Below are 23200 nucleotides of genomic sequence, written 5' to 3'. Positions count from 1 at the left end.
CCCATGGCGGCTTTCAAGAGGGAGGGGTTGTCATGCAGGTCCTGATTCTCGGCAGCGGTGTCATCGGCACCTCGGTGGCGTACTACCTGGCGCGCGCCGGGCATGCGGTGACGGTGCTGGAGCGCCAGCCGGCGCCCGCGCTCGAAACCAGCTTCGGCAATGCGGGCGAAGTCTCGCCCGGCTATTCGGCGCCCTGGGCCGGGCCCGGCGTGCCGGTCAAGGCGATCAAGTGGATGCTCATGCAGCACAGCCCGCTGGTCATCAAGCCGATGCTCGATCCGGCGATGTGGCGCTGGGGTCTGTCGATGCTGCGCAACTGCACGCAGGCGCGCTACGAACTCAACAAGGGCCGCATGGTGCGGCTGGCCGAATACAGCCGCGACTGCCTGAAGGCGCTGCGCGCCGACACCGGCATCCGCTACGACGAGCGCATGCAGGGCACGCTGCAGCTCTTTCGCACGCAGGCACAACTCGACGGCACCGCCAAGGACGTCGAGGTGCTGAAGGCGTCGGGCGTGCCCTACCAGGTGCTCGACCGCGACGGCTGCGTGTTGCATGAGCCCGCGCTCGGCGCCGTGAAGGACAAGTTCGTCGGCGGCCTGCGCCTGCCGGGCGACGAGACCGGCGATTGCTTCAAGTTCACGCAGGCACTCGCCAAGCTGGCCGAAGCCGAGGGCGTGCAATTCCGCTTCGGCGTGAACATCCAGGCCATCGAACACGAAGCGGGGAAGGGCGTGACCGGGGTGCGCACCGACCAGGGCCATTTCACCGCCGACCGCTACGTGGTCGCGCTCGGCAGCTACTCGCCCGCGCTGGTGCGGCCCTTGGGCATCGACCTGCCGGTGTACCCGGTCAAGGGCTTCTCGATCACGGTGCCCATCACCGACGCGAGCGGCGCGCCCGAATCCACCGTGATGGACGAGACCTTCAAGGTCGCCGTCACGCGTCTGGGCGATCGCATCCGCGTGGGCGGCACGGCGCAGCTCTCGGGCTTCGACCTGGCGCTCGACGCGCGGCGGCGCGACACGCTCGAGCACGTCGTGACCGACCTGTTCCCGCGCGGCGGCCCGGTGCGCGACGCCTCCTTCTGGACCGGCCTGCGCCCCATGACGCCCGACGGCACGCCGGTGATCGGCGCCACCCGCGTGCCCAACCTGCTGCTGAGCACCGGCCACGGCACGCTCGGCTGGACCATGGCGGCCGGCACCGGCCGCGTGATGGCCGACCTGGTCGCGGGCAGGGCGCCCGAAATCGACATGGAAGGCCTGACCGTGGCGCGCTACGGCGGGTAGCCCAACCCCGCTCCCACCCTCGAAGGGCGGCCCGAAACGGCCGCCCTTTTTCGTGGGCCGCGCACCCCGGTGTCACCTCAACTAGGGTTTTTACCTAGCCATGAAGTTGTCTTCGTCGGTATTCTCGCGGTGTTCCATTAATAAATCGTTGTTTCGTTAGTGAAACAAACCACCGATTCCACGGACCCTCGATGACACACACTCGCCGCCTCGCCATCGCCGCTGCCGTCTCCCTGGCCGCCGCTTGCGCTTCAGGACTCGCCTGGGCAGACACCTACCCCAGCAAGCCGATCACGCTGGTCGTTGCCTATCCGGCGGGTGGCGACACCGACGCCCTGGCGCGCCTGTACGCCGAGAAGCTCTCGGCCCGCGTCGGCCAGCCCGTGGTGGTCGACAACCGTCCCGGCGCCAGCGGCATCATCGGCAGCGCCTTCGTGTCGAAGGCCGCGCCCGACGGCTACACACTGCTGCTCGCGCCCAGCACCTTCTCGATCGCGCAGCTGGTGCTCAAGACCGGCAGCGCCTCCGGCTATGACGTGCTCAATGGCTTCACGCCGATCGTGCAGACCGGCAGCCTGCCGCTCTTCCTCGTGGCCAGCGGCGCCAAGGGCTACACCGGCCTGAAGGACGCGGTGGCCGCGGCCAAGGGCGGCAAGTCGCTGAGCTACGCCAGCCCGGGCAGCGGTTCGCCGATGCACATCCTAGGCGAGATGTTCGCCCGCGCCTCGGGCACCAGCCTGGCGCACGTGCCGTACAAGGGCGTGGCACCCGCCGTCAACGACGTGCTCGGCGGCCACGTGCCGGTGACCTTCATCACGCTCGGCCCCGTGGCGCCGTACATGCCCAACGGCAAGATGGTCCCGCTGGCCGTGGCCTCGCGCGAGCGTTCGCCGCTCGCGCCCAAGGTGCCGACCTTCGCCGAGCTGGGCTACAAGGACGTCGAGCTCACCGCCTGGAACGGCCTGTGGGGCCCGCGCAACCTGCCGCCCGAGATCGTGAAGACGCTCAACGGCCACTTCAACGAGATCCTGAAGATGCCCGAGATCGTCGCGCGCATGGCCGTGCTGGGCACCACGCCCGTGGGCGGCGACGCCGACGTGCTGGCCAAGACCAACGCCGCCGACTTCGCGCGCTTCGGCAAGGTCATCAAGGAACTCGGCATCCAGGCCGACTGAACCTCACAAAGACGCCCGCCATGACCGACCTCAAAGCCATCGCCGATCCCTCCAGCCTGCAGGCCCTGCTGGCCGAGATGCCCGCCAACCTGCTGGCCGGCCGCCGCGTGCTCGTGACCGGCGGTGCGCGCGGGCTGGGCCTGGCGTTCGCGCAGTGCGTGGCCGCGGCGGGTGCGAGCGTGGTGCTGGCCGACATCCTCGGCGAGCTGGCCGAGACCGAAGCCCAGGCGCTGCGCGATGCCGGCCGCACGGCGCACGCGCTGGCGATCGACCTGTCGGACCCGGCTTCCATCGAGGCGGGCGCGGCCGAGGCGGTGCGCCTGCTCGGCGGCCTGGACGGCCTCGTCAACAACGCCGCCATCACCAACTCAGGCGGTCGCGATGCGCACCAGCTCGAGATCGACATGTGGGACCGCGTGATGAACGTCAACGTGCGCGGCAGCTGGCTCATGGGCCGCGCCTGCCGCCCCGCGCTGGCGGCCAGCGGCCGTGGCGCCATCGTCAACCTGGCGTCGGACACGGCGCTGTGGGGCGCGCCCAACCTGCTGGCCTATGCGTCGAGCAAGGGCGCCGTCATTTCCATGACGCGCTCGCTGGCGCGCGAATGGGGCGGCGACAACATCACGGTGAACGCCGTGGCGCCCGGCCTCACGCTGGTCGAGGCCACCGAGTACGTGCCGATGGCGCGCCACCAGAAGTACCTCGAAGGCCGCGCCATCCCGCGCGAGCAGCAGGCGGCCGACGTCTGCGGCGCGACCGTGTTCCTGCTGTCCGGCCTGGCGCGCTTCGTCACCGGCCAGCTGCTCGCCGTCAACGGCGGCTTCGCGATGCACTGAACCCGTCACCACCGACCGAATTTCCCGACCAAGGAGTACACCCATGAGCGATTTGTCCGAACAGCAGAAGATCAACACCGCCGCCACGAACACCCTGGCGCAGCCCGAGGGCAGCAGCCTGGCCGAGTGGATGAACACCCGCATTGCCCGCTATGAAACCCGCAAGTACGACTGGGACGCACTGAAGTTCCAGGCCGACTTCGACCCCAAGTTCCGCCGCGCGCAGATGCGCTACGTGGGCACCGGCGGCACCGGTGTCGCGGCCGACACCAACACCGTGCCCTCGGAGCACTTCACCTTCTCGACCATGGTGATCCCGGCCGGCCACGAAGGCCCGCCGCACATCCACACCGACGTGGAAGAGGTGTTCTTCCTGATCCGCGGCAAGCTCAAGGTCGTGATCGAGAAGGACGGCGAGCGCTTCGAAACCATCATGACCGACCGCGACCTGATCTCGGTGCCGCCCGGCGTGTACCGCGAAGAGATCAACATCGGCGACGAAGACGCGCTGATGTGCGTGATGCTCGGCGCCAAGAAGCCGGTCACGCCCACGTACCCCGCCGACCACCCGCTGGCCAAGATCAAGCGCTGAACGAGCGAGCGAACAGGCCATGAGCACCGTCGACATCTCCGCGCAGACCTTGCCGGCTTCCGAGCTGGCGCGGCTCGACGCACGCTTTCCGGCCCGCGACGTCGCGGTCGGCGGCGGCGCGGTGGTGTCGGTGCGCGAATGCGGGCAGGGCCCGGTCATCGTGTGCCTGCACGGCATCGGCTCGGGCGCGGCCTCGTGGCTCGACACCGCGGCGCTACTGGCGCCGCAGGCCTGCCTCATCGCCTGGGACGCACCGGGCTACGGCCGCTCGACGCCGCTGGCCTCGGCCGCGCCGACCGCCGCCGACTACGCCGCACGCCTTGAAGAAATGCTCGATGCGCTGTCGATCCGCTCCTGCGTGCTGGTCGGCCATTCGCTGGGCGCCATCGTGGCCGCGTCGGCCGCCCGCAGCGATGCGAGCGCCAGTGCCCGCATCCGCCGCCTCGTGCTCGTGAGCCCCGCCATCGGTTATGGCGCCGCCGCGCGCATCGACGCCCGCGCCAAGGTGCGCGCCGAACGCCTGGCCACGCTCGACGACCTCGGCATTGCCGGCATGGCCGCCAAGCGCGCGGGCCGGCTCGTGTCCGACGGTGCCAGCGAACACGCCCGCCAGTGGGTGCGCTGGAACATGGCGCGCCTGAACGACCACGGCTACCGCCAGGCCGTCGAGCTGCTGTGCAACGCCGACCTGCTGGCCGACCTGCCGCCGCCGATGCCCGTGCGCGTGGCCTGCGGTGCGCTCGACGTCGTCACGCCGCCCGCCGCCTGCGAAGAAGTCGCGCGCCGCTGCGGCGTGCCCCTCGAATTGGTGGACGATGCGGGTCACGCCGGCTATGTGGAACAACCGCAGGCCGTCGCCGCCTTGCTGCGCGAATCGCTCGCCGGCTGACCCGACACGAACAAGACAACCGAGAGGAATTCCAAGATGGCCACCGACAACGAAGTGATGGAAGAGGGCGCGGACCGCTACAACGTGCCCGCGCTGGAGCGCGGCCTGCGCGTGCTGTGCGAGTTCAGCCGCGAGAGCCGCACGCTCTCGGCGCCCGAGCTGGCGCGCCGCTTCGATCTGCCGCGCTCGACCGTCTTTCGCCTGCTCACCACGCTGGAGAACATGGGCTTCCTCGAGCGCGCCGAGGGCGGACGCGACTACCGCCTGGGCCTGGCCGTGCTGCGCCTGGGCTTCGAATACCTGGCTTCGCTGGAGCTCACGCAGCTCGGTACGCCGCTGCTCAACCGCCTGTGCGACGAGCTGCGCACGCCCTGCAACCTGGTGGTGCGCGACGGCCGTTCGATCGTCTACGTCGCCAAGGTGGCGCCGGCCACGCCGTTTGCCAGCTCGGTGACGGTGGGCACGCGCCTGCCGGCCCACGCCACGGTGTTGGGCCGCATCCTGCTGGAAGACCTCACGCTGCCGCAGCTGCGCGCGCTGTACCCCGAAGACAAGCTCGAGACCTTCTCGCCGAGCACGCCCAAGACCGTGAACGAACTGTTCGACATGGTGCAGGCCGACCGCCAGCGCGGCTATGTGCTGGGCGAGGGCTTCTTCGAATCGAACATCTCGACCATCGCCGCACCGGTGCGCGACCACAGCGGCCACATCGTGGCGGCACTGGGCGCCACCATCACCTCGGGCCACATCGACGAGAACCGCATGGACGAGATGGTGCAGCGCGTGCGCGGCACCGCCGACGAGATCTCGGGCCTGCTCAATTACTCGCCCGCGCGCACCAGCAAGGTGGTTCCGCTGCGCAGCGCCTGACACGCTTTTTTTCGATCATGACGACCTCCGCCCCTTCCTCCTCCTTCTTCGCCGCCGACGCACTGGCCGGCCGCGTGGCCGTGGTCACGGGCGGGTCGTCGGGCATCGGCCTGGCCACCGTCGAGCTGCTGCTCGGCTGCGGTGCCGCCGTGGCGCTGTGCGGGCGCAACGCCGAACGGCTCGATGCCGCCGTGGCCGGCCTGCGTGCCCAGTACCCCGACGCCAAGCTGTTCGCGCAGACCTGCGACGTGTTGGACGCCGCCTCGGTGCGCGCCTTCGCCGCCGCCAGCGAGGCCGCGCTCGGCCCGGCCTCGATGCTGGTCAACAACGCAGGGCAGGGGCGTGTCTCCACCTTCGCCGACACCGACGACGCGGCCTGGATGCAAGAGCTCCACCTGAAGTTCTTCTCGGTCATCCACCCCACGCGCGCCTTCCTGCCGCAGCTCACGGCGCAGCGCGCGGTGCTGGGCGATGCCGCCATCGTCTGCGCCAACTCGCTGCTGGCACGCCAGCCCGAGCCGCACATGGTCGCCACCTCGGCCGCGCGCGCGGGCCTGTTGAACCTCGTGCGCTCCATGGCCACCGAGTTCGCGCCGCAGGGCGTGCGCGTCAACGGCATCCTGATCGGCCTGGTCGAGTCGGGCCAGTGGCGCCGCCGCTTCGAAGCGCGCGAAGACAAGTCGCAGGACTGGGCCGCCTGGAGCCGCCAGCTCGCCACCACCAAACACATCCCGCTGGGTCGCCTGGGGCTTCCGACCGAAGCCGCGCGCGCGATCCTTTTCCTTGCTTCACCGCTCGCTTCCTACACGACGGGCAGCCACATCGATATTTCCGGAGGCCATTCACGCCATGCATAACCCCAACAACACCGTCACGGTCGGCGCCGTCGTCGCCGCGTTTCTCGAGCAGTGCGGCGTCAAGGCAGCCTTCGGCGTGATCTCGATCCACAACATGCCAATCCTCGATGCCTTCGCGCAGCGCGGCACGGTGCGCTTCATCTCGGCGCGCGGCGAAGCCGGCGCGGGCAACATGGCCGACGCCTATGCGCGCTCCACCGCCAGCCTGGGCGTGTGCATCACCAGCACCGGCCCGGCCGCGGGCAACATCGCGGGCAGCATGGTCGAGGCACTGACGGCCGGTGCGCCGCTGTTGCACATCACGGGCCAGATCGAGACGCCGTACCTGGACAAGGGCATGTCGTACATCCACGAGGCGCCCGATCAGCTCACCATGCTCAAGGCGGTGTCGAAGGCCGCGCTGCGCGTGCGCAGCGTCGAGACGGTGCTGGGCACGCTCAAGCGCGCGGTGCAGCTCGCGATGACGGCGCCGACCGGCCCGGTGAGCGTGGAGATCCCGATCGACATCCAGTCGGCGCTCACGACCATGCCGGCCGACCTGTCGCCGCTGCCCATCGAGCGCCCCGTGCCTTCGGCCGCCGGCCTCGATGCACTGGCCGCGCGCCTGGCCACGGCCAAGCGCCCGCTGCTGTGGGTCGGTGGCGGTGCACGCCATGCGCGCAGCGCGATCCAGCGCCTGCAGAAGCTGGGCTTCGGCGTGGTCACGACCACGCAGGGCCGCGGCACGGTGCCCGAGGACGACGCCGGTTCGCTCGGCGCCTACAACATCCAGAAGCCCGTCGAGGCCTTCTACCAGACCTGCGACGCGATGCTCGTGGTCGGTTCGCGCCTGCGCGGCAACGAGACGCTCAAGTACGAACTGAAGCTGCCGCGCCCGCTGTACCGCATCGACGCCGATGCCGCCGCCGAAGGCCGCTGCTACGCGTCCGAGGCCTTTGTCTGCGGCGATTCCGCGCTGGCCCTCGACGGCCTGGCCGACCGCCTCGAAGCCGCGAAGTACCAGGCCGACCCGCAGCTGCTGGTCGACCTGCGCGCCGCGCACGACCAGGCCGTGGCCACGCTGCGCGACGGCCTCGGCCCGTACGCCGAGCTCGTGCGCCAGCTGCAGTCGGTGGCCGGCCGCAAGTTCAACTGGGTGCGCGACGTCACGGTGTCCAACAGCACCTGGGGCAACCGCGAGCTGCGCGTGTTCGAACCCAGCGCCGGCGTGCACGCCACGGGCGGCGGCATCGGCCAGGGCATGCCCATGGCCATCGGCGCGGCCATCGGCGCGGCGGTGACGGGCTCGGGCCGCAAGACCTTCTGCCTGGCCGGTGACGGCGGCTTCATCCTGAACCTGGGCGAGCTGGCCTGCATGGTGCAGGAGAAGGCGCCCATGGTCATCGTGCTCATGAACGACAAGAGCTACGGCGTGATCAAGAACATCCAGGACGCGCAGTACGGCGGCCGCCAGTGCTACGCCGAGCTGCACACGCCCGACTACGACCTGCTGTGCAAGTCGATCGCGCTGCCGCACGCCCGCGTGAAAGACCTGGCCGACCTGCCGGCGCAGCTGGACCAGGCGCTCGCCGCCAACGGCCCGTTCCTGCTGGAGATCGACATGCTGTCGATCGGCGGTTTCAAGACCAGCTTCGCCGGCCCGCCGACCAACACGGTCACGCAGATTCCCGCGCTCGGCGCGGCCAAGTGAGCGAACGCGGAGCCCCACGCATGACCACTGCCATCACGCGCATCGCCCTCGTCGGCTGCGGAGCCATCGGCACCTCGGTGCTCGAACTGCTGCGCGGCGATCCCGCCCTGAAGGTGGTGGCCATCGTCGTGCCGGCCGAAGGCATTGCCGCCGCGCAGAAGGCCGCGCCCGACGCGCAGGTGGGCAGCGCCGTGCCCGCCGACGGCATCGACCTCGTGGTCGAGACCGCCGGCCATGCCGCCATCGAGGAGCACGTGCTGCCCGCGCTGGCACGCGGCACGCCCTGCGTGGTGGCCTCGGTGGGCGCGCTGTCGGCCACGGGCTTCGCCGAGAAGCTCGAAGCCGCCGCCGTTGCCGGCCGCACGCAGGTGCAGCTGATTCCCGGCGCCATCGGCGGCATCGACGCACTGGCCGCGGCCCGCATCGGCGGCCTGGACAGCGTGCGCTACACCGGCCGCAAGCCGCCGCAGGCCTGGAAGGGCACGCCGGCCGAGCAGGGCCGCAACCTGGACACGCTGGCGCACGAAACGGTGATCTTCGAAGGCAGCGCGCGCGAAGCCGCCTTGCTCTATCCGAAGAACGCCAACGTGGCGGCCACCGTCTCGCTCGCGGGCCTGGGCCTGGACCAGACGCTGGTGCGCCTCATTGCCGACCCGGCCACCACCGAGAACGTGCACACCGTCGAAGCTGAAGGCGCCTTCGGCAGCTTCGCGCTGACCATGCGCAACAAGCCGCTCGCGGCCAACCCCAAGACCTCGGCCCTGACCGTGTACAGCGCCGTGCGCGCGCTGCGCAACCGCGTCGCGCCCCTTGCCATCTGAGCCACCCCATGATCTCCACCGAACTCCTTCCGATCTGCATCGCCGGCGAATGGCGCCTGGGCGGCGGCGACGTCTACGAAAGCCTGTACCCGGCCACCGGCGAGCCCATCGCGCGCCTGAAGGCCGCGAGCCTGGCCGACGTCGAAGAAGCCATCACGCGCGCCGACCACGCCTTTCGCACCAGCGGCTGGGCCCAGCGCCTGCCGCACGAGCGCGCTGCCGTGCTGCACCGCGTGGCCCAGCTGATCCGCGAAGAGGGCGAGTCGCTCGCGCAGAAGCAGCGCCTGGACAACGGCAAGCCGATCAGCGAAACCCGCAACCTCGTGGCCAGTGCCGCGGGCACTTTCCAGTTCTTCGCCGCCGCGCTCGAGACGCTCGAAGAAACCATCACCCCCTCGCGCGGTGCCTTCGTCACGATGAGCGTGCACGAGCCCATGGGCGTGGTCGCGGCCATCACGCCGTGGAACTCGCCCATCGCGAGCGAAGCGCAGAAGCTGGCGCCCGCGCTGGCGGCCGGCAACGCGGTGGTCGTGAAGCCCGCCGAGGTCACGCCGCTCATGGCGCTGGAACTGGCGCGCATCTGCGAGCTGGCCGGCGTGCCCAAGGGCATCGTGAGCGTGCTGCCGGGCAAGGGCTCGGTGATCGGCGATGCGATCACCAAGCATCCGCTGGTCAAGCGCGTGTCGTTCACCGGCGGCACCACCACCGGCAAGCACATCGCCCACATCGCGGCCGACAAGATGATGCCGGTGTCGCTCGAGCTCGGCGGCAAGTCACCCACCATGGTGCTCGACGACGCCGACCTCGACCATGCGGTGAACGGCGTGCTGTACGGCATCTTCAGTTCGTCGGGCGAGTCGTGCATCGCGGGCTCGCGCCTGTTCGTGGCGCGTGGCATCTACGACGAGTTCCTCACGCGGCTGGCCGAAGGCGCCAATGCGCTGCGCGTGGGCGACCCGGCCTCGGAGCGCACGCAGATGGGGCCGCTCATCACGGCCAAGCACCGCGAGGGCATCGAACGCTATGTGGACCTGGGCGTGTCCGAGGGCGGGCGCATCCGCACGGGCGGCGTGCGCCCGCACGGCGCCGACTACGACAAGGGCTACTTCTACCAGCCGACCATCCTCGAAGGCCTGACCAACAACGCCCGCATCAGCCAGGAAGAAATCTTCGGCCCGGTGCTGGTCGCGATGCCTTTCGACAACGAGGAAGAACTGATCGCGCAGGCCAACGACAGCGTCTACGCGCTGGCCGCGGGCGTGTGGAGCCGCGACTTCAAGCGCGCCTGGAAGCTGGGCCGCGCGGTGCAGGCCGGCACGGTCTGGGTCAACACCTACAAGCAGTTCTCGGTCTCGACGCCGTTCGGCGGCTGGCGCGACAGCGGGCTGGGCCGCGAGAAGGGCCGCGAAGGCATCTTCCAGTACATGGAACAAAAGAGCATGTACTGGGGCACCAACGAACAACCGCTCCCGTGGGCGAACTGAACAGGAGCACACGATGAGCGTACTTGGCATCGACCAGATCACCTACGGCGCGGACGACCTGCCCGCTTGCCGCCAGTTCTTCCAGGACTGGGGCCTTTCACTCGTGTCCGAAGCCGCCGACGAACTCGTCTTCGAGTGCCTCAACGGCTGCAAGGTGGTCGTTGCGGCGTGGGACAAGCCCGGCCTGCCGCCCGCGATGGAAGAGGGCCCGACGCTGCGCGAAGTGGTGTGGGGCGTGGAAAGCGACGCCGACCTGGACCGCTACGCCGCCGCCATCGCACAGGACCCGGCCTTCACCGACACCACGGTCGACGGCGCGCGCCGCATCGGCTGCACCGACCCCAACGGCCTGGCCGTGCGCCTGCAGGTCAGCCGCAAGCGTGCGGTCGAGGTCGACTGCGGCGCCATGAACACCTGGAACGCCAAGCCGCGCGTGAACCAGCCCGCACCGATCTACGAACGCGCCACGCCGATCGAGGTCGGCCACGTCGTGTTCTTCGTGAGCGACGTGAAGGGCACGAGCGCGTTCTATGCGCAGCGCTTCGGCTTCGTGTCGTCCGACGGTTATCCGAACCGCGGCGCCTTCATGCGCTGCGCGCCCGAGGGCGGCCACCACGACCTGTTCCTGCTGCAGATTCCTTCGGGCAAGCGGGGGCTCAACCACGTGGCCTTCACCGTGCGCGACATCCACGAGGTGTTCGGCGGTGGCCTGCATTTCTCGCGCTGCGGCTGGGACACCCAGCTGGGCCCGGGCCGCCACCCGGTGTCGTCGGCGTACTTCTGGTACTTCAAGAACCCGGCCGGCGGCCTCATCGAGTACTACGCCGACGAAGACCAGCTCACCGCCGACTGGCAGCCGCGCGAGTTCGAACCCGGCCCGACCGTGTTCGCCGAATGGGCGGTCGATGGCGGCCTCGATGGCCACACCCGCCGCCAGAAGAACGCGGAAGGCCCGAAAGGTGCTTTCCTGACCGAGAAGAAGTGAACCCGGTGACCCTCATGCAACGACGTTTTTCTTTCTCCCTGCTGGCCGCCGCGGCGCTGGCCATCGCCTTGCCCGCGCACGCACAGAGCGACGCGCACAAGCAGCTGTCGAGCGACCGCTTCACCATCGTCTCGCCGTTCCCGCCCGGCGGCCCGGTCGACACGCTGGCGCGCATCCTGTCCGACGGCCTGGCCAAGCGCTACGGCCAGGCGGCCGTGGTCGAGAACATGGTGGGCGCGGCCGGCAACATCGGCATCGACAAGGTCAAGCGCGCCAAGGGCGACGGCCACACGCTGCTCGTGGTGCCGGCCGGCAACCTCACGATCAACCCGACGCTGATGCCGAACTTCCCGTTCAACATCGAGAAGGACTTCGTGCCCGTCACCATGCTCGCCAAGGCGCCCAACGTGCTGGTGGCCGCGCCGGCCTCGGGCATCAAGAGCGCGAAGGAACTGGTGGCGATGGCCAAGGCCAAGCCCAACACGCTGTCGTATGCCTCGCCCGGCGTGGGCAGCGGCCTGCACCTGGCGGGCGAGCTGTTCAAGCAGCAGGCCGGCATCGACCTGCTGCACGTGCCCTACAAGGGCACGGCGCCCGCGCTCAACGACGTGCTCGGCGGCTCGGTGCCGCTGATGTTCAGCAACCTGCCCGCGACCATGCCCTTCATCAAGAACGGCAAGCTCGTCGCGCTGGGCGTGACCGAAGCCAAGCGCAGCGCCGCCGCGCCCGACATTCCCACGCTGGCGGAGCAGGGCATCCAGGGCGTGGCCGTGACCTCGTGGTATGGCCTCTTGGCCCCCAAGGGCACGCCGTCCGCCGTGGTCGAGCAGCTCGCCAAGGACGCGGCCGAGATGCTGGCCCAGCCCGACGTGCGCGAACGCCTGAAGGCGCAGGGCATGACCGATGCGGCCATGAAGCCCGCCGAGTTCGCTGCCCACATCCGCGATGAGACGGCCGTCTGGGCCCGGATCATCAAGGCCCGCAACATCGTGGCCGAGTGAGCCACCCCCAAGAACAAAGAGAGACACAGACCATGCAGACAAGCGAATCCACCATCGGCATCGTCGGTGCCGGCATCGGCGGCCTGGTCGCCGCCATCGCACTGCGCCGCGCGGGGCACGACGTGGTCGTGTTCGAGCAGGCCAAGCAGTTCGCCCGCGTCGGTGCCGACATCAACCTCACGCCGAATGCCGTGCGCGCACTTGACGGCCTGGGCGTAGGCGACGCCGCCCGCGTGACGGCGGCCCGCCCGTCGCACCGCATCAGCCGCACCTACGACAGCGGCGAGGAAACCTCGCGCCTCGAAATGGCCGACTCGGCCGAGCAGCGCTACGGCGCGCCGCAGCTCACCATCCACCGCGCCGACCTGCTGGCTGCGCTGGCCGACATGTTCCCGGCCGAGCGCGTGGCGCTGGGCAAGCGCGCCGAGACCATCGCGGCCGACGGCCAGGGCGTGACCCTGTCGTTCAGCGACGGCACCAGCGCCCGCGTGGGTGCGCTCATTGGTGCCGACGGCATTCACTCGGGCGTGCGCACCGCGATGTTCGGCGCCGAGAGCCCGCGCTTCACGGGCATCGTCGCGTACCGCGCCGTGGTGCCCGCCGAGCGCGTGGCCGGCGTGCCCAACCTGGGCGCCTTCACCAAGTGGTGGGGCCCGAACCCGCAGAGCCAGATCGTCACCTTCCCGCTGAACCGCGGCAAGGACATCTTCATCTTCGCCACCACGCCGCAGGACACCTGGCACCTCGAGTCGTGGACCGCGCCGGGCAGCGTCGACGAGCTGCGCGAGCAGTACGTGGCCTACCACCCCGAGGCGCGCGCACTGCTCGACGCCTGCGACACGGTGCTGAAGACCGCGCTGTACGAGCGTGACCCCATGCCCGCCTGGGCGCAGGGCCGCATGGCACTGCTGGGCGATGCCGCGCACCCGATGCTGCCCTTCATGGCGCAGGGCGCCGGCATGGCGATCGAAGACGCCGTGGTGCTGTCGCGCCACCTCGACGGCGTGGCCATGGCCGGCATCCCCGCCGCGCTGCAGGCCTACCAGACGGCGCGGATCGAACGCGCCAGCCAGGTGCAGCTCGGCTCGCGCGGCAACAACTGGCTGCGCGAAGGCGGCAACGCCGACTGGGTGTACGCCTACGACGCCTGGGCCGCGCCGCTGGGCGTGCCGGCGCAGGGCGCTGTCGCTGCCTGAAATTTTTCCCCTCGCTTACGGAGGCTCACGATGCAACAAGACCGCTTTCTCCAACCGCACCAGGCGCGCCAGCGCCCCGCGACCACCTACGAAGACCTGCTGGGCGACGTCATCGAACGCGCCTACGCCGACGGCATCCACGACCTGCCGGGCCTGGTGCAGCGCCTGAACGACAGCGGCCTGGCCACGCCGGGCGGCCTCGCATGGACCGAGGCGCTGTACCGCAAGGAAATGGCCACGCTGGCCGCCTGAGGAGAACCACCATGACCATCGCCATCCATCCCGTTCCCGCCGATCCGGTCGACCATCTGCTCGAGATCGGCCTGAAGGACCTCTGGTACCCGATCTGCCCCTCGCACTTCATCAAGGAGAACCCCATCTCCCTGCGCCGCCTCGGCCGCAAGATCGCGCTGTGGCGCGACGGCGAAGGCGTGCTGCATGCACTGGAAGACCGCTGCCCGCACCGCGGCGCGCCGCTGTCGCAGGGCGTGGTGCTGGGCGACCGCCTCTCGTGCCCGTACCACGGCGTCGAAGTGCGCCACGACGGCGTGGTCACGCGCGTGCCCGGCAGCCCCGGCTGCAAGCTCGAAGGCTCGCGCGCCACGCGCCACTTCCATGTGCAGGAGCGCGCGGGCGCCGTGTTCCTCTACAACTCGAAGGAGCCGGTCGACGTGCCGCCTCCGCTGGTGCTGCCCGAGCAGTTGACCGACGAGGCCGAGTATTCGAACTTCCTGTGCTACACGGAGTGGAAGGGCGACTACCGCTACGTGCTGGACAACGTGATGGACCCGATGCACGGCACGTACCTGCACAAGCAGTCGCATTCGATGGCCGAGGGCGACTCCAGCGCCAAGTTCGGTGTGCGCCCGACCGACATCGGCTTCGTGTTCGAGAAGGAAGGCCAGCGCAACGTCAACTTCGACTGGACCGAGTGGGCCGACACCGGCATCCACTGGATGCGCCTGGAAATTCCGTACCCGAAGACCGGCGGCCCCGGCGGCAACTTCATCATCATCGGCGCCTTCTCGCCCATGGCCAACGGCATGACCGCCACCTTCTTCTGGCGCGCACGCAAGCTGGCGCCGGGCTGGGAGCGCGACACCTGGCGCTTCCTCTACAAGAACCGCCTCGAGGCGCGCCACTGGCACGTGCTGGAACAAGACCGCGTGATGCTCGAAGAGATGGAAGCCGACGCCAACCAGCACGAGAACCTGTACCAGCACGACCTGGGCATCGTCCGCCTGCGTCGCCACATGCGCAACCTCGCGCAGGCGCAGCTGGCGCAAGCCGAGGCCGCCACGGCCTGAACTGCAAGCAAGTACGTAAGCAAGCGAGCATCGCCATGTCTTCTCCCACGCTGAACGCCCTCGTGCACACCATGCGCTACGAGGCCGACGGCATCGTCAGCGTCGAGTTCCGGCCGGCCACGCCGGCGGTGGACTTTCCCGCCTTCGAGGCCGGCTCCCACATCGACCTGCACCTGCCCAACGGGCTGGTGCGCAGCTACTCGCTGTGCAACCCTTCGAGCGACCGCCAGCGCTACGTGGTGGGCGTGCTCAACGACCGCAAGAGTCGCGGCGGCTCGCGCTACGTGCACCAGCAGCTGCGCGTGGGCATGACGCTGCCCATCTCGGCACCGCGCAACAACTTCAAGCTGGAAGAGGGCGCCGAGCGCTCGGTGCTGGTGGCCGGCGGCATCGGCGTGACGCCCATCTGGTGCATGCTGCAGCGGCTCATTGCCATCGGCAAGCCGGTCGAAATCGTCTACTGCGCGCGCACCCGCAAAGAGGCCGCCTTCTGCGACGCCATCGAGGCGCTGGCCACCGAGAAGTCGGTGCAGCTCACCTGGCACTTCGACGACGAGAAGGGCGCGCCGCCCGACCTCGCATCGCTGCTGGGTGGCAAGGGCGCCACCAGCCACTACTACTGCTGCGGCCCCACGCCGATGCTCGACGCCTTTGAAAAGAGCTGCGAGCAACTGGGCTATGCCAACGCACACATCGAGCGCTTCGCCGCCGTGCATGTGGAGGCGCCCAGCGCTACACAGACCTGCGTGGTGCAGTGCGCCAAGAGCGGCAAGAGCGTCGAGGTGCCCCCGGGCAAGTCGATTCTCGACAGCCTGATCGACGCTGGCCTCAACCCCGACCACAGCTGCAAGGAAGGCGTCTGCGGCGCCTGCGAAACGGCGGTGCTCGAGGGCGAAGTCGATCACCACGACGGCATCCTCACCAAGATCGAACGTGCGTCCAACAAGACCATGATGATCTGCGTCTCTCGCTGCAAGGGCGAGCGGCTGGTGCTGGATATCTGAGCAACAAGGCCACAACCTAAAAGACGGCCGAGAGAAGAAAACCAACCGAGACATTCAATGAAAAAGTACTTGATCGCGGTGGCTGCGGCCACCGCGGCTGGCGGAGCGCTGGCCCAATCTTCCGTGACGCTGTTCGGCGTCGTCGACGCCTCCGTGGTCTACACGCGCGGCAGCGGCAACGGATCGGCGCACAAGACGCAGCTGGGCAACAGCGGCAACATGTTCAGCCGCCTCGGTTTTCGCGGCACCGAAGACCTCGGTGGCGGCTACTCGGCCAACTTCTGGCTCGAGATGGGCCTGCAGAACGACAGCGGCACGGGCTTTCCGTCGAACTCCAACAACCAGGCCAGCGGCAACGGCACGCCCGGCGTGCTGAGCTTCAACCGCCGTTCGACCGTGAGCCTGGCCGGCCCCTTCGGTGAAGTGCGCCTGGGCCGCGACTACGTGCCGGCTTTCTGGAACACCGCGATCTTCGACCCCTTCGGCACCGGCGGCGGCATCGGCGCCAACCAGATCTACTTCTCGGGCCTGGGCGGCCTGGTGGCACCCACCGGCACGCGCGCCTCGAACAGCATCGGCTACTTCCTGCCGGCCAACCTGGGCGGCTTCTACGGCCAGGTGATGTACGCGATGGGCGAGAACGATTCGAACTCGGTGCTGCCCGGCACCCAGGTGTCGAACAAGCGCGACGGCCAGCACACCGGCGCGCGCTTCGGCTACCAGAGCGGCGGCCTCAACGTGGCTATTGCCACCGGCCGCACGCGCTACGCCGCCGGCGACCTGCGCGTGACCAACCTGGGTGCGTCCTACACCTTCGATGCGGCGCTCATGAACCTCAAGCTCACGAGCGAGCTGTACAAGGAATCGAAGGGCAGCACCGACGCCAAGGGCGTGCTGGTCGGCTTCCAGCTGCCCATCGGGCCGGGCGAGATCAAGGCCTCGTACGCGCGCTACAAGCTGGAGCCCGCCAACGCGGTGCGCGAGCCCACGTCGTCGAAGCTGGCCATCGGCTACGTGCACAACCTGTCCAAGCGCACGGCGGTGTACGGCACCATCGCGCGCATCAGCAACAAGAACGGTGCGACGCAGGCCCTGGCCGGCGCCATCACCATGCCCAACCGCGCCTCCAGCGGCGTCGAGTTCGGCATGCGGCACATGTTCTGACGGGAAGGGGCCGGCATGCGCGCAACCCCCGTCTGGCCGCAGGTGCGGCGCCTCGCGGCGCTGGCCCTCGGATCGCTGCTCGTGGCCGGCTGCGCCGGCATGTCCCCGGCGGCGCCGCCCGCGCCCGGCCAGCTGCTGCTGGCCAGCCCCGACAAGCTGCACGGCCTGCCCGACGCAGGGCGCAACTGGGTCATGTCGTACGCGTCCACCGCCTTCGACGGCGCGAACGCGGTGGTCGTCGGCCAGGTGGCACTGCCGCGCACGCCCGCGCCCGCCGGCGGCTATCCCGTGATCGCCTGGGCCAACGGCTCGACCGGGCTCGCGCCGCAGTGCGCGCCCTCGCTGGTCGTGAACCGCGAGCGCGATGCCTTCCTCAACGCCTGGGTGCAGCAAGGCTATGCCGTGGTGCGCACCGACTACGCGGGGTGGGGCGCCTTCGGGCCCGTGCCCGACCTGCACAGCCGCAGCAACGCCGAGAACCTGGCCGATGCCGTGGCGGCCGCGCATGCGCTGGACGGCGTGAAGCTGCGCCCCGACTGGATCGCCGTGGGCCACAGCAAGGGCGGCGGCGCCGTGCTGTGGGCCGCCGGCCTGCCGGACCGCAGCGCCGGCCGCTACCCGCTGCGGGCGGCGATCGCCATCGCGCCCACGGGGCCCGGCGTGCTGCGGTTCATGGACAGCGTGATGCGCGGCGAAGCGGTGGCCGTTCCGGCGCTGCCCTTCGTGTCGCTGACCGTGATGAGCGCCAAGGCGATGAATCCGGCCATCGACGTGCAGGCCCTGACCTCGCCCGCGCTGCGCCCGCACCTCGAGGCGATGGGCTCCGCCTGCCTCTCGGGGCTGTTCGCGATGCCGCCGCTGCCGCCGGGCCCGTACCTGAAGCCCGGCGCGGCGTACGACGCGATGGCCCGGCTGCTGGCCGCGCAGGATGCCTCGTCGCTCACGATGCGGGTGCCCGTGTCGGTCATCCAGGGCGAGAAGGACGAGACGACGGTCACGCCCGACACCACGGCGGCGATGGTGCGTAGCCTGTGCGCGCGCGGCGCGACGGTGCAACTGAAGCAGTACGCCGGACAGACCCACCGGTCGGTCATCGGCGCCTCGCAATCCGACGCGTTCGGATTCGCCCGAACGGTCCTCGACGCAGGCAGGCCGGCGAGCGACTGCCCCTGACGCCGCGCCGGCCCCCGTGCAACCCACCTGAGAAGAATCCCATGTCATCCAAGGCCATGCGCTGGTACGGGGTCGTCACCCTGTTCGTGATCGTCGCGATCTCCTACGTGGACCGCATCAACATCGCGGTGCTGATCACCGATGCGGCCTTTCTGAAGCACGTGGGCATCGACGCCTCCGACCGCGTGAGCCAAGGCCTGCTGGCCACGGCCTTCATGCTGGGCTACGGCATCTCGGCCTTCGTGCTCACGCCGTTCTGCTCGGCGCTGTTCGGCGTGCGGCGCAGCCTGATCTACGGCCTCGTGCTGTGGGGCGTGGTGACCTGGGCTTCGCCGATGTTCAACAGCTACGGCCTGCTGCTGGCCTCGCGCGTGTTGCTGGGCGTGTCGGAAGGGCCGCTGTTCTCGCTGGCCTCGTCGTACATCAAGGCGCACTTCAAGAGCGACGAGAACGGCAAGCCGAACGCGCTGGTGAACATGGGCACGGGCCTGGGCCTGGCGGTGGGCTATCCGCTGGTGGGCTACCTGCTCACGCAGTTCGAGTGGGACAGCTCGTTCCACGTGCTGGGCGTGCTCAACATCGTGCTGGGCATTCCGCTGGTGCTGGCTTTCGTGCGCATGCCCGCGGGGCACGGCGACGGCATCAAGCCTTCGTCGCTGGGCGATGCGATGTCGCGCGTGGCCGGCATCGTGAAGGGCGCGCTGCACACGCGGCACCTGTTCCTCATCACGCTGCTGACCTCGGCGGCGCTGGCCTACCTCTGGGGCAGCAGCAACTGGCTGCCGACCTACCTGCGCGAGGCGCGCGGCTTCTCGCTGCGCGAGATGGGCTGGATCGCCTCGCTGCCGCAGTACGCCACCGTGCTCGCGGTGTTCACGGGCGGCGTGCTCATCGACAAGCTCGGGCGTGACCGCGTGCCCTTCATCTTCATGGGTGCGAGCGCGGGCGTGGCGCTGTCGGTGCTGCTGGCCATCAATGCGCGCGACCCGTACATGGCCGCGACCTGCCTCGTGGCGGCGAACTTCTTCTGGGGCCTGCAAAGCCCCGCCATTCCGAGCACGGTGCAGCACTGCTCGCGGCCCGAGCACACGGCCAGTGCCTTCGGCGTGACCAACGGCGTGGGCAGCCTCGTGGCGGGCTTCATGCCGGCGCTGATGGGCGGCGTGATCAGCGCGGTGTCGCATGGCTCGGGCGCAGCGAACACGGCGGTCACCGCGGCCTCGTCGGCGGCGGGTTTCTTCGCGGGCTTTGCACTGCTCATCGGCACGCAGGTCGTCGTGTTCGCATGCGGCTTTCTGCTGTGGTGGCGCGAGCGCGCGCAACGCACTGCTGCAGTCTCTGGTTCACAGCTTTCGTAGCCTTCGCCGCGGCTTGAACCTTCGTACTGTGGCCGCTTCGTCACAGTGAACGTACTTCGTTTTCGTCATCTGCGTGAGCAGGTGTTTCGGTCGCAGAACCATCTTCGTAGTGCATGGCATGCGTCGCGTGCCATGACGCCATTCGGCCTATCGCGCGCGAACAATTGGAGAGAGAAAAGTTCCGCGGATCGTTGAGCTCATTGCATCGATCAGCTACAACTGCGTGCACTTCAACGGACGAGGGAATGCGCGTGAAATCAACCACAAGAGCCGCAGACAGTCTTGCCGTCGCCATCGCTTTCGCCATGGCCCCGGCCGTTCACCTGACGGGTGAACGCATCGCGTCGATGCACGGGCACTGAGCCCGGCCCGCGACACCCCACCGCGTTCACACGCTCCCCCCCACACCCCGCGTCTTGACGGGAATGGCGCCGCTCGCCCCGCGCATCCTGGGACCACCGCTGCACACGCGGTGCGGTCCGGCCTGAGCCTGCGTTCCTGACGAACGGTTTGTTCGCCGGGAGGGCGCTGTGCTGCCCGCATTTCCTGTTGATCTGTCGTTCCACTCATTCCGCGCGCGTCACGTGCATCGCCGGCTATCCGCCGGTGCCTGCGGTGCGGCGCATGTTCCTTACCAAGAGTACCCAGAGGCGATCATGAAATCACTGAATACACCTGTCGTTCATTGCCTGGCCCTCACGGCCGTGACCCTTGCCGCGTTGACGGCCTGCGGCGGCGGCGGAGACAGCGGCGGTGGCGCATCGTTCGGCGGCTCCGGCCTGAATGCGCCGTCGCTGGCCAACGCGCCCGCGGCCGACGGCGGCGACACCACCAAGAAGACCCCCGACGACGGCGTGCCCACCGCACGCGACTCGGCGGCGGCCGCGGTCGATCGTTCGGCCCGGCCGATGGAGCTGCCCGACACGGTCTGGCCCGTGAACTACAAGCTGTGGTTCCGCCCCGATGCGGCGCTCAAGACGTTCGTGGGGCGCGCCGACGTGGAGATCGACGTGCTCAAGCCGGTCGACGCCATCGTCGTCGCCGCGCACGACCTCAACTTCGCGCGCGGGCGCACCACGCTGCGCAAGGTGTCCAAGCCGGGCGAGGCGATCCCGCTGATTCCCACGCCGCAGACGCGTGGCGACTTCGTGCAGCTGCGGCTGAACGACGGCCAGATCGCCAAGGGCAAGTACCTGCTGCACATGGAGTGGGACGGCAAGATCCAGTTCTCCGACGCCGAGTACTGCACGCCGGAGGTGATGGCGAAGAACCCGCTGTGCTCGGCCGCGTCGGGCATCTTCAAGGTGGGCCTGTCGACGCCCGAGGGCGTGAGCAGCGATGCCATCGTGACGCAGGGCGAAACCAACTTCGCACGCCAGTGGTTCCCAGGCTGGGACGAGCCGGCCTTCCGCCACACCTTCGAGATCTCGGCCGAGGTGCCGGGCGACTGGAAGACCGTGTCCAACGGCGCGCAGACCGAGGCCGTGAAACTGCCCGACGGCTACCAGCGCGTGGCCTTCGAGAAGACGCCTTCGATGCCGATGTACCTGGCCTTCTTCGGCGGCGGCAAGTTCGACATCCTGGCCGACACCTTCAAGAACCCGCTGGACGGCAGCGACATGGCGCTGCGCTGGTTCACGCCGCCGGGCCGCTCCGACTGGGCCAAGTTCGCGATGGAGTGGACCAAGGTGTCGATGGACTACTACTACAAGTACACCGGCATCTCGCTGCCCTTCAAGAAGTTCGACACCGTGGCCGCCAACGACAGCTACGACAACAAGCCCAACACCGGCTTTGGCGGCATGGAGAACTGGGGCGCGATCTTCGAGTTTGCCGATGCGGTGCTCACCAAGCCCGGCGACAAGCCCACGCTGTACTCGGTGACCGTGGTCACGCACGAGGTGGCGCACCAGTGGTTCGGCGACCTGGTCACGCTCGACTGGTGGGACAACGTGTGGCTCAACGAGTCGTTCGCGCGCTGGTTCGAACGGCGCACCACGATCAAGTTCCACCCCGAGTACTACAGCTTCTCAGACTACGTGCTCGACAAGCACAACGTGATCGTGGCCGACCTGAAGCCCTCCGCCGTGCCGGTGCAGCGCAACCTGAACGACGCAGGCTCCTTCGGCTTCATCAGCCCGGCGATCTTTGTCTACAACAAGGGCAGCCACGTGCTGGAGATGGTGCAGAACTACATCGGCGAAGAGGCGATGCAGAAGGGCCTGCAGATCTACCTGAAGGACTACGCGTTCGGCAACGTCACGCCCACGCGGTTGTGGACCTCGCTGGAGAAGGCCGCCGGCGGCAAGAAGGTGAGCGAGATCGGCGACAGCTTCATCCGCCAGACCGGCATTCCGCTGCTCACGGTCGATGCGCAGTGCGCCGGCGACCGCACCTACGTGAACATCACGCAGGAGTCGTTCCCCAACCAGAACCAGTTCCCGGCCTCGACGTGGACCATTCCCGTCACGCTGGCGTACGGCGACGCGATGGAAAAGCGCGAGACCTTCGTGATGTCGAACAACGCCACGCAGGTCGAGCTGCCGGGTTGCACCGCGGTGCTGGCCGGGCCGACGGGGCAGGACTACTACGTGAGCAACTACAGCGCGCCGTCGTGGAGCAACCTGCTGGCCAAGGTGCAGAACTTCGCGGGCAACAAGCCGCTGCTGCTGAACATCGAGCGCGATGCCTTCCGCCTGCTGGGCGTGGGGCGCATCACGCAGGCGCAGTACGACCAGATCAAGGGCGTGCTCAACCTGCCGGCGCCGCTGCTCGCCAAGACGCAGCTGAGCCAGCAGAAGATGGCGGCGGTGGACGCGGGCGGTAAGGAAGAGTACCCGCACGCGCTGCGCTTCCAGGGCAAGCTGCCGCTGCGCGAGAACCAGAAGCGTTGAGTCGGATGGAACTGACCTGAGCCTTCTTTCGTGAACCCCGCATGCGCCGCCGGCGGCGCATGCGTCACCACTTCATCCGAACCTCATGAAAATTCTTCTGAATTCTTTGCTGGCAGTGGCCTGCGTGTCACTGCTCTCGGCCTGCGGCGCGCGCGGCGGGCCCGAGACCGAACTGGTCGGCGTCTACGCCGTCGAGCGCAACGGCGTGCTCAAGGAGGTCGTCAAGATCGAACGCGATGGCGACCGCTACGTCATGCGCGACAAGGTGCGCACGCCCGAGTGGAGCGAACCGAAGATGCAACTGCAGCCGGTGACGCGCGAGCGCTGGAGCCGCATCACCACCGACACGGAGAACACGTCCTTCGTCGGCATCTCGAGCGACCAGCTCGGCATCTTCAAGGTGCCGCCCGGTTGGCAGAAGAACGGCTTCAAGACGCAGACGGGCTACTTCCTGTTCTATTCGCAGGGACCGGTGGAGGCCCACAAGCTCTGATCGGCCGCCACCATCATCACGACAGCGCCCAGTGTGCGCAGGACACTGGGTGCTTCCCGCAGCGAAATCAAGGAGGAGGCCGAAGGCCGGGGGACATTCGCGGAGGGAAGTACCCGGTG

21 protein-coding genes are annotated in these 23200 nt (G+C 68.9%); all 21 read left to right on the top strand.

From position 1 onward, the window contains the following. The first annotated feature begins 32 nt into the window (after window positions 1–32). The 21 genes from AC3WQR_RS23050 (at window position 33) to AC3WQR_RS22950 (ending at window position 23081) form a co-directional block, all read left to right on the top strand. A complete protein-coding gene (locus AC3WQR_RS23050) occupies window positions 33–1292 on the top strand; it encodes a D-amino acid dehydrogenase (protein ID WP_369632546.1) in 1260 nt (419 codons plus the stop codon). Window positions 1293–1483: 191 nt separating this feature from the next. Further along, entirely contained in the window at window positions 1484–2467 is a 984-nt protein-coding gene (locus tag AC3WQR_RS23045; RefSeq protein ID WP_492743896.1) for a Bug family tripartite tricarboxylate transporter substrate binding protein, read from the top strand. A 20-nt stretch (window positions 2468–2487) separates the two neighbouring features. Further along, on the top strand, window positions 2488–3303 hold the full coding sequence (locus AC3WQR_RS23040; RefSeq protein WP_492743894.1) for an SDR family oxidoreductase: 816 nt from the start codon (window positions 2488–2490) through the stop codon (window positions 3301–3303). 43 nt (window positions 3304–3346) lie between these two features. After that, window positions 3347–3895 (top strand): cupin domain-containing protein, encoded by a 549-nt coding sequence (locus AC3WQR_RS23035; RefSeq protein WP_492678473.1) that lies wholly within the window; start codon window positions 3347–3349, stop codon window positions 3893–3895. A gap of 19 nt (window positions 3896–3914) precedes the next feature. Next, window positions 3915–4784 (top strand): alpha/beta fold hydrolase, encoded by an 870-nt coding sequence (locus AC3WQR_RS23030; protein WP_159272146.1) that lies wholly within the window; start codon window positions 3915–3917, stop codon window positions 4782–4784. A gap of 36 nt (window positions 4785–4820) precedes the next feature. Further along, window positions 4821–5654: an IclR family transcriptional regulator gene (locus tag AC3WQR_RS23025; protein WP_070060330.1), complete on the top strand. Its 834-nt coding sequence runs from the start codon at window positions 4821–4823 to the stop codon at window positions 5652–5654. Window positions 5655–5671: 17 nt separating this feature from the next. Next, window positions 5672–6511, top strand: coding sequence for an SDR family oxidoreductase (locus tag AC3WQR_RS23020; protein WP_492743892.1), 840 nt, complete (start codon window positions 5672–5674; stop codon window positions 6509–6511). Further along, entirely contained in the window at window positions 6504–8201 is a 1698-nt protein-coding gene (locus tag AC3WQR_RS23015; protein ID WP_492695778.1) for a thiamine pyrophosphate-binding protein, read from the top strand. The genes AC3WQR_RS23020 and AC3WQR_RS23015 overlap by 8 nt, the downstream gene beginning before the upstream one ends. A gap of 20 nt (window positions 8202–8221) precedes the next feature. Then, the gene (locus AC3WQR_RS23010; RefSeq protein WP_354343357.1) at window positions 8222–9022 is read left to right on the top strand and encodes an aspartate dehydrogenase; all 801 of its coding nucleotides are present in this window, start codon (window positions 8222–8224) and stop codon (window positions 9020–9022) included. An 8-nt stretch (window positions 9023–9030) separates the two neighbouring features. Next, on the top strand, window positions 9031–10506 hold the full coding sequence (locus AC3WQR_RS23005) for an aldehyde dehydrogenase (protein WP_062474590.1): 1476 nt from the start codon (window positions 9031–9033) through the stop codon (window positions 10504–10506). Window positions 10507–10519: 13 nt separating this feature from the next. Further along, window positions 10520–11491: a VOC family protein gene (locus AC3WQR_RS23000; RefSeq protein ID WP_095947548.1), complete on the top strand. Its 972-nt coding sequence runs from the start codon at window positions 10520–10522 to the stop codon at window positions 11489–11491. Window positions 11492–11505: 14 nt separating this feature from the next. Continuing rightward, on the top strand, window positions 11506–12492 hold the full coding sequence (locus tag AC3WQR_RS22995; RefSeq protein WP_492743890.1) for a Bug family tripartite tricarboxylate transporter substrate binding protein: 987 nt from the start codon (window positions 11506–11508) through the stop codon (window positions 12490–12492). A gap of 32 nt (window positions 12493–12524) precedes the next feature. Continuing rightward, window positions 12525–13688 carry an FAD-dependent monooxygenase gene (locus tag AC3WQR_RS22990; RefSeq protein ID WP_492743888.1) on the top strand — a complete coding sequence of 388 codons (1164 nt, stop codon included), beginning with the start codon at window positions 12525–12527 and terminating at the stop codon, window positions 13686–13688. A gap of 30 nt (window positions 13689–13718) precedes the next feature. Next, window positions 13719–13940: a recombinase-like helix-turn-helix domain-containing protein gene (locus tag AC3WQR_RS22985; RefSeq protein WP_062474598.1), complete on the top strand. Its 222-nt coding sequence runs from the start codon at window positions 13719–13721 to the stop codon at window positions 13938–13940. Between the two features lie 11 nt (window positions 13941–13951). Next, entirely contained in the window at window positions 13952–14995 is a 1044-nt protein-coding gene (locus tag AC3WQR_RS22980) for a Rieske 2Fe-2S domain-containing protein (protein ID WP_139701712.1), read from the top strand. A 35-nt stretch (window positions 14996–15030) separates the two neighbouring features. Then, window positions 15031–15999 carry a PDR/VanB family oxidoreductase gene (locus tag AC3WQR_RS22975; protein ID WP_492743886.1) on the top strand — a complete coding sequence of 323 codons (969 nt, stop codon included), beginning with the start codon at window positions 15031–15033 and terminating at the stop codon, window positions 15997–15999. A 57-nt stretch (window positions 16000–16056) separates the two neighbouring features. Next, on the top strand, window positions 16057–17163 hold the full coding sequence (locus tag AC3WQR_RS22970; RefSeq protein ID WP_492743884.1) for a porin: 1107 nt from the start codon (window positions 16057–16059) through the stop codon (window positions 17161–17163). 15 nt (window positions 17164–17178) lie between these two features. After that, the gene (locus AC3WQR_RS22965) at window positions 17179–18336 is read left to right on the top strand and encodes an alpha/beta hydrolase family protein (protein ID WP_492743882.1); all 1158 of its coding nucleotides are present in this window, start codon (window positions 17179–17181) and stop codon (window positions 18334–18336) included. A 41-nt stretch (window positions 18337–18377) separates the two neighbouring features. Then, complete coding sequence (locus AC3WQR_RS22960) at window positions 18378–19694, top strand: MFS transporter (RefSeq protein ID WP_487847162.1); 1317 nt, start codon at window positions 18378–18380, stop codon at window positions 19692–19694. A gap of 656 nt (window positions 19695–20350) precedes the next feature. Then, the gene (locus AC3WQR_RS22955) at window positions 20351–22588 is read left to right on the top strand and encodes a M1 family metallopeptidase (protein ID WP_492743879.1); all 2238 of its coding nucleotides are present in this window, start codon (window positions 20351–20353) and stop codon (window positions 22586–22588) included. 85 nt (window positions 22589–22673) lie between these two features. Continuing rightward, window positions 22674–23081 carry a hypothetical protein gene (locus AC3WQR_RS22950; RefSeq protein ID WP_492743877.1) on the top strand — a complete coding sequence of 136 codons (408 nt, stop codon included), beginning with the start codon at window positions 22674–22676 and terminating at the stop codon, window positions 23079–23081. Window positions 23082–23200: the final 119 nt, after the last annotated feature.

It is taken from the genome of Variovorax sp. FW305-3-2-15-B-LB1 (assembly GCF_058787635.1).
This window is presented reverse-complemented; position numbering and strand designations above follow the sequence as displayed.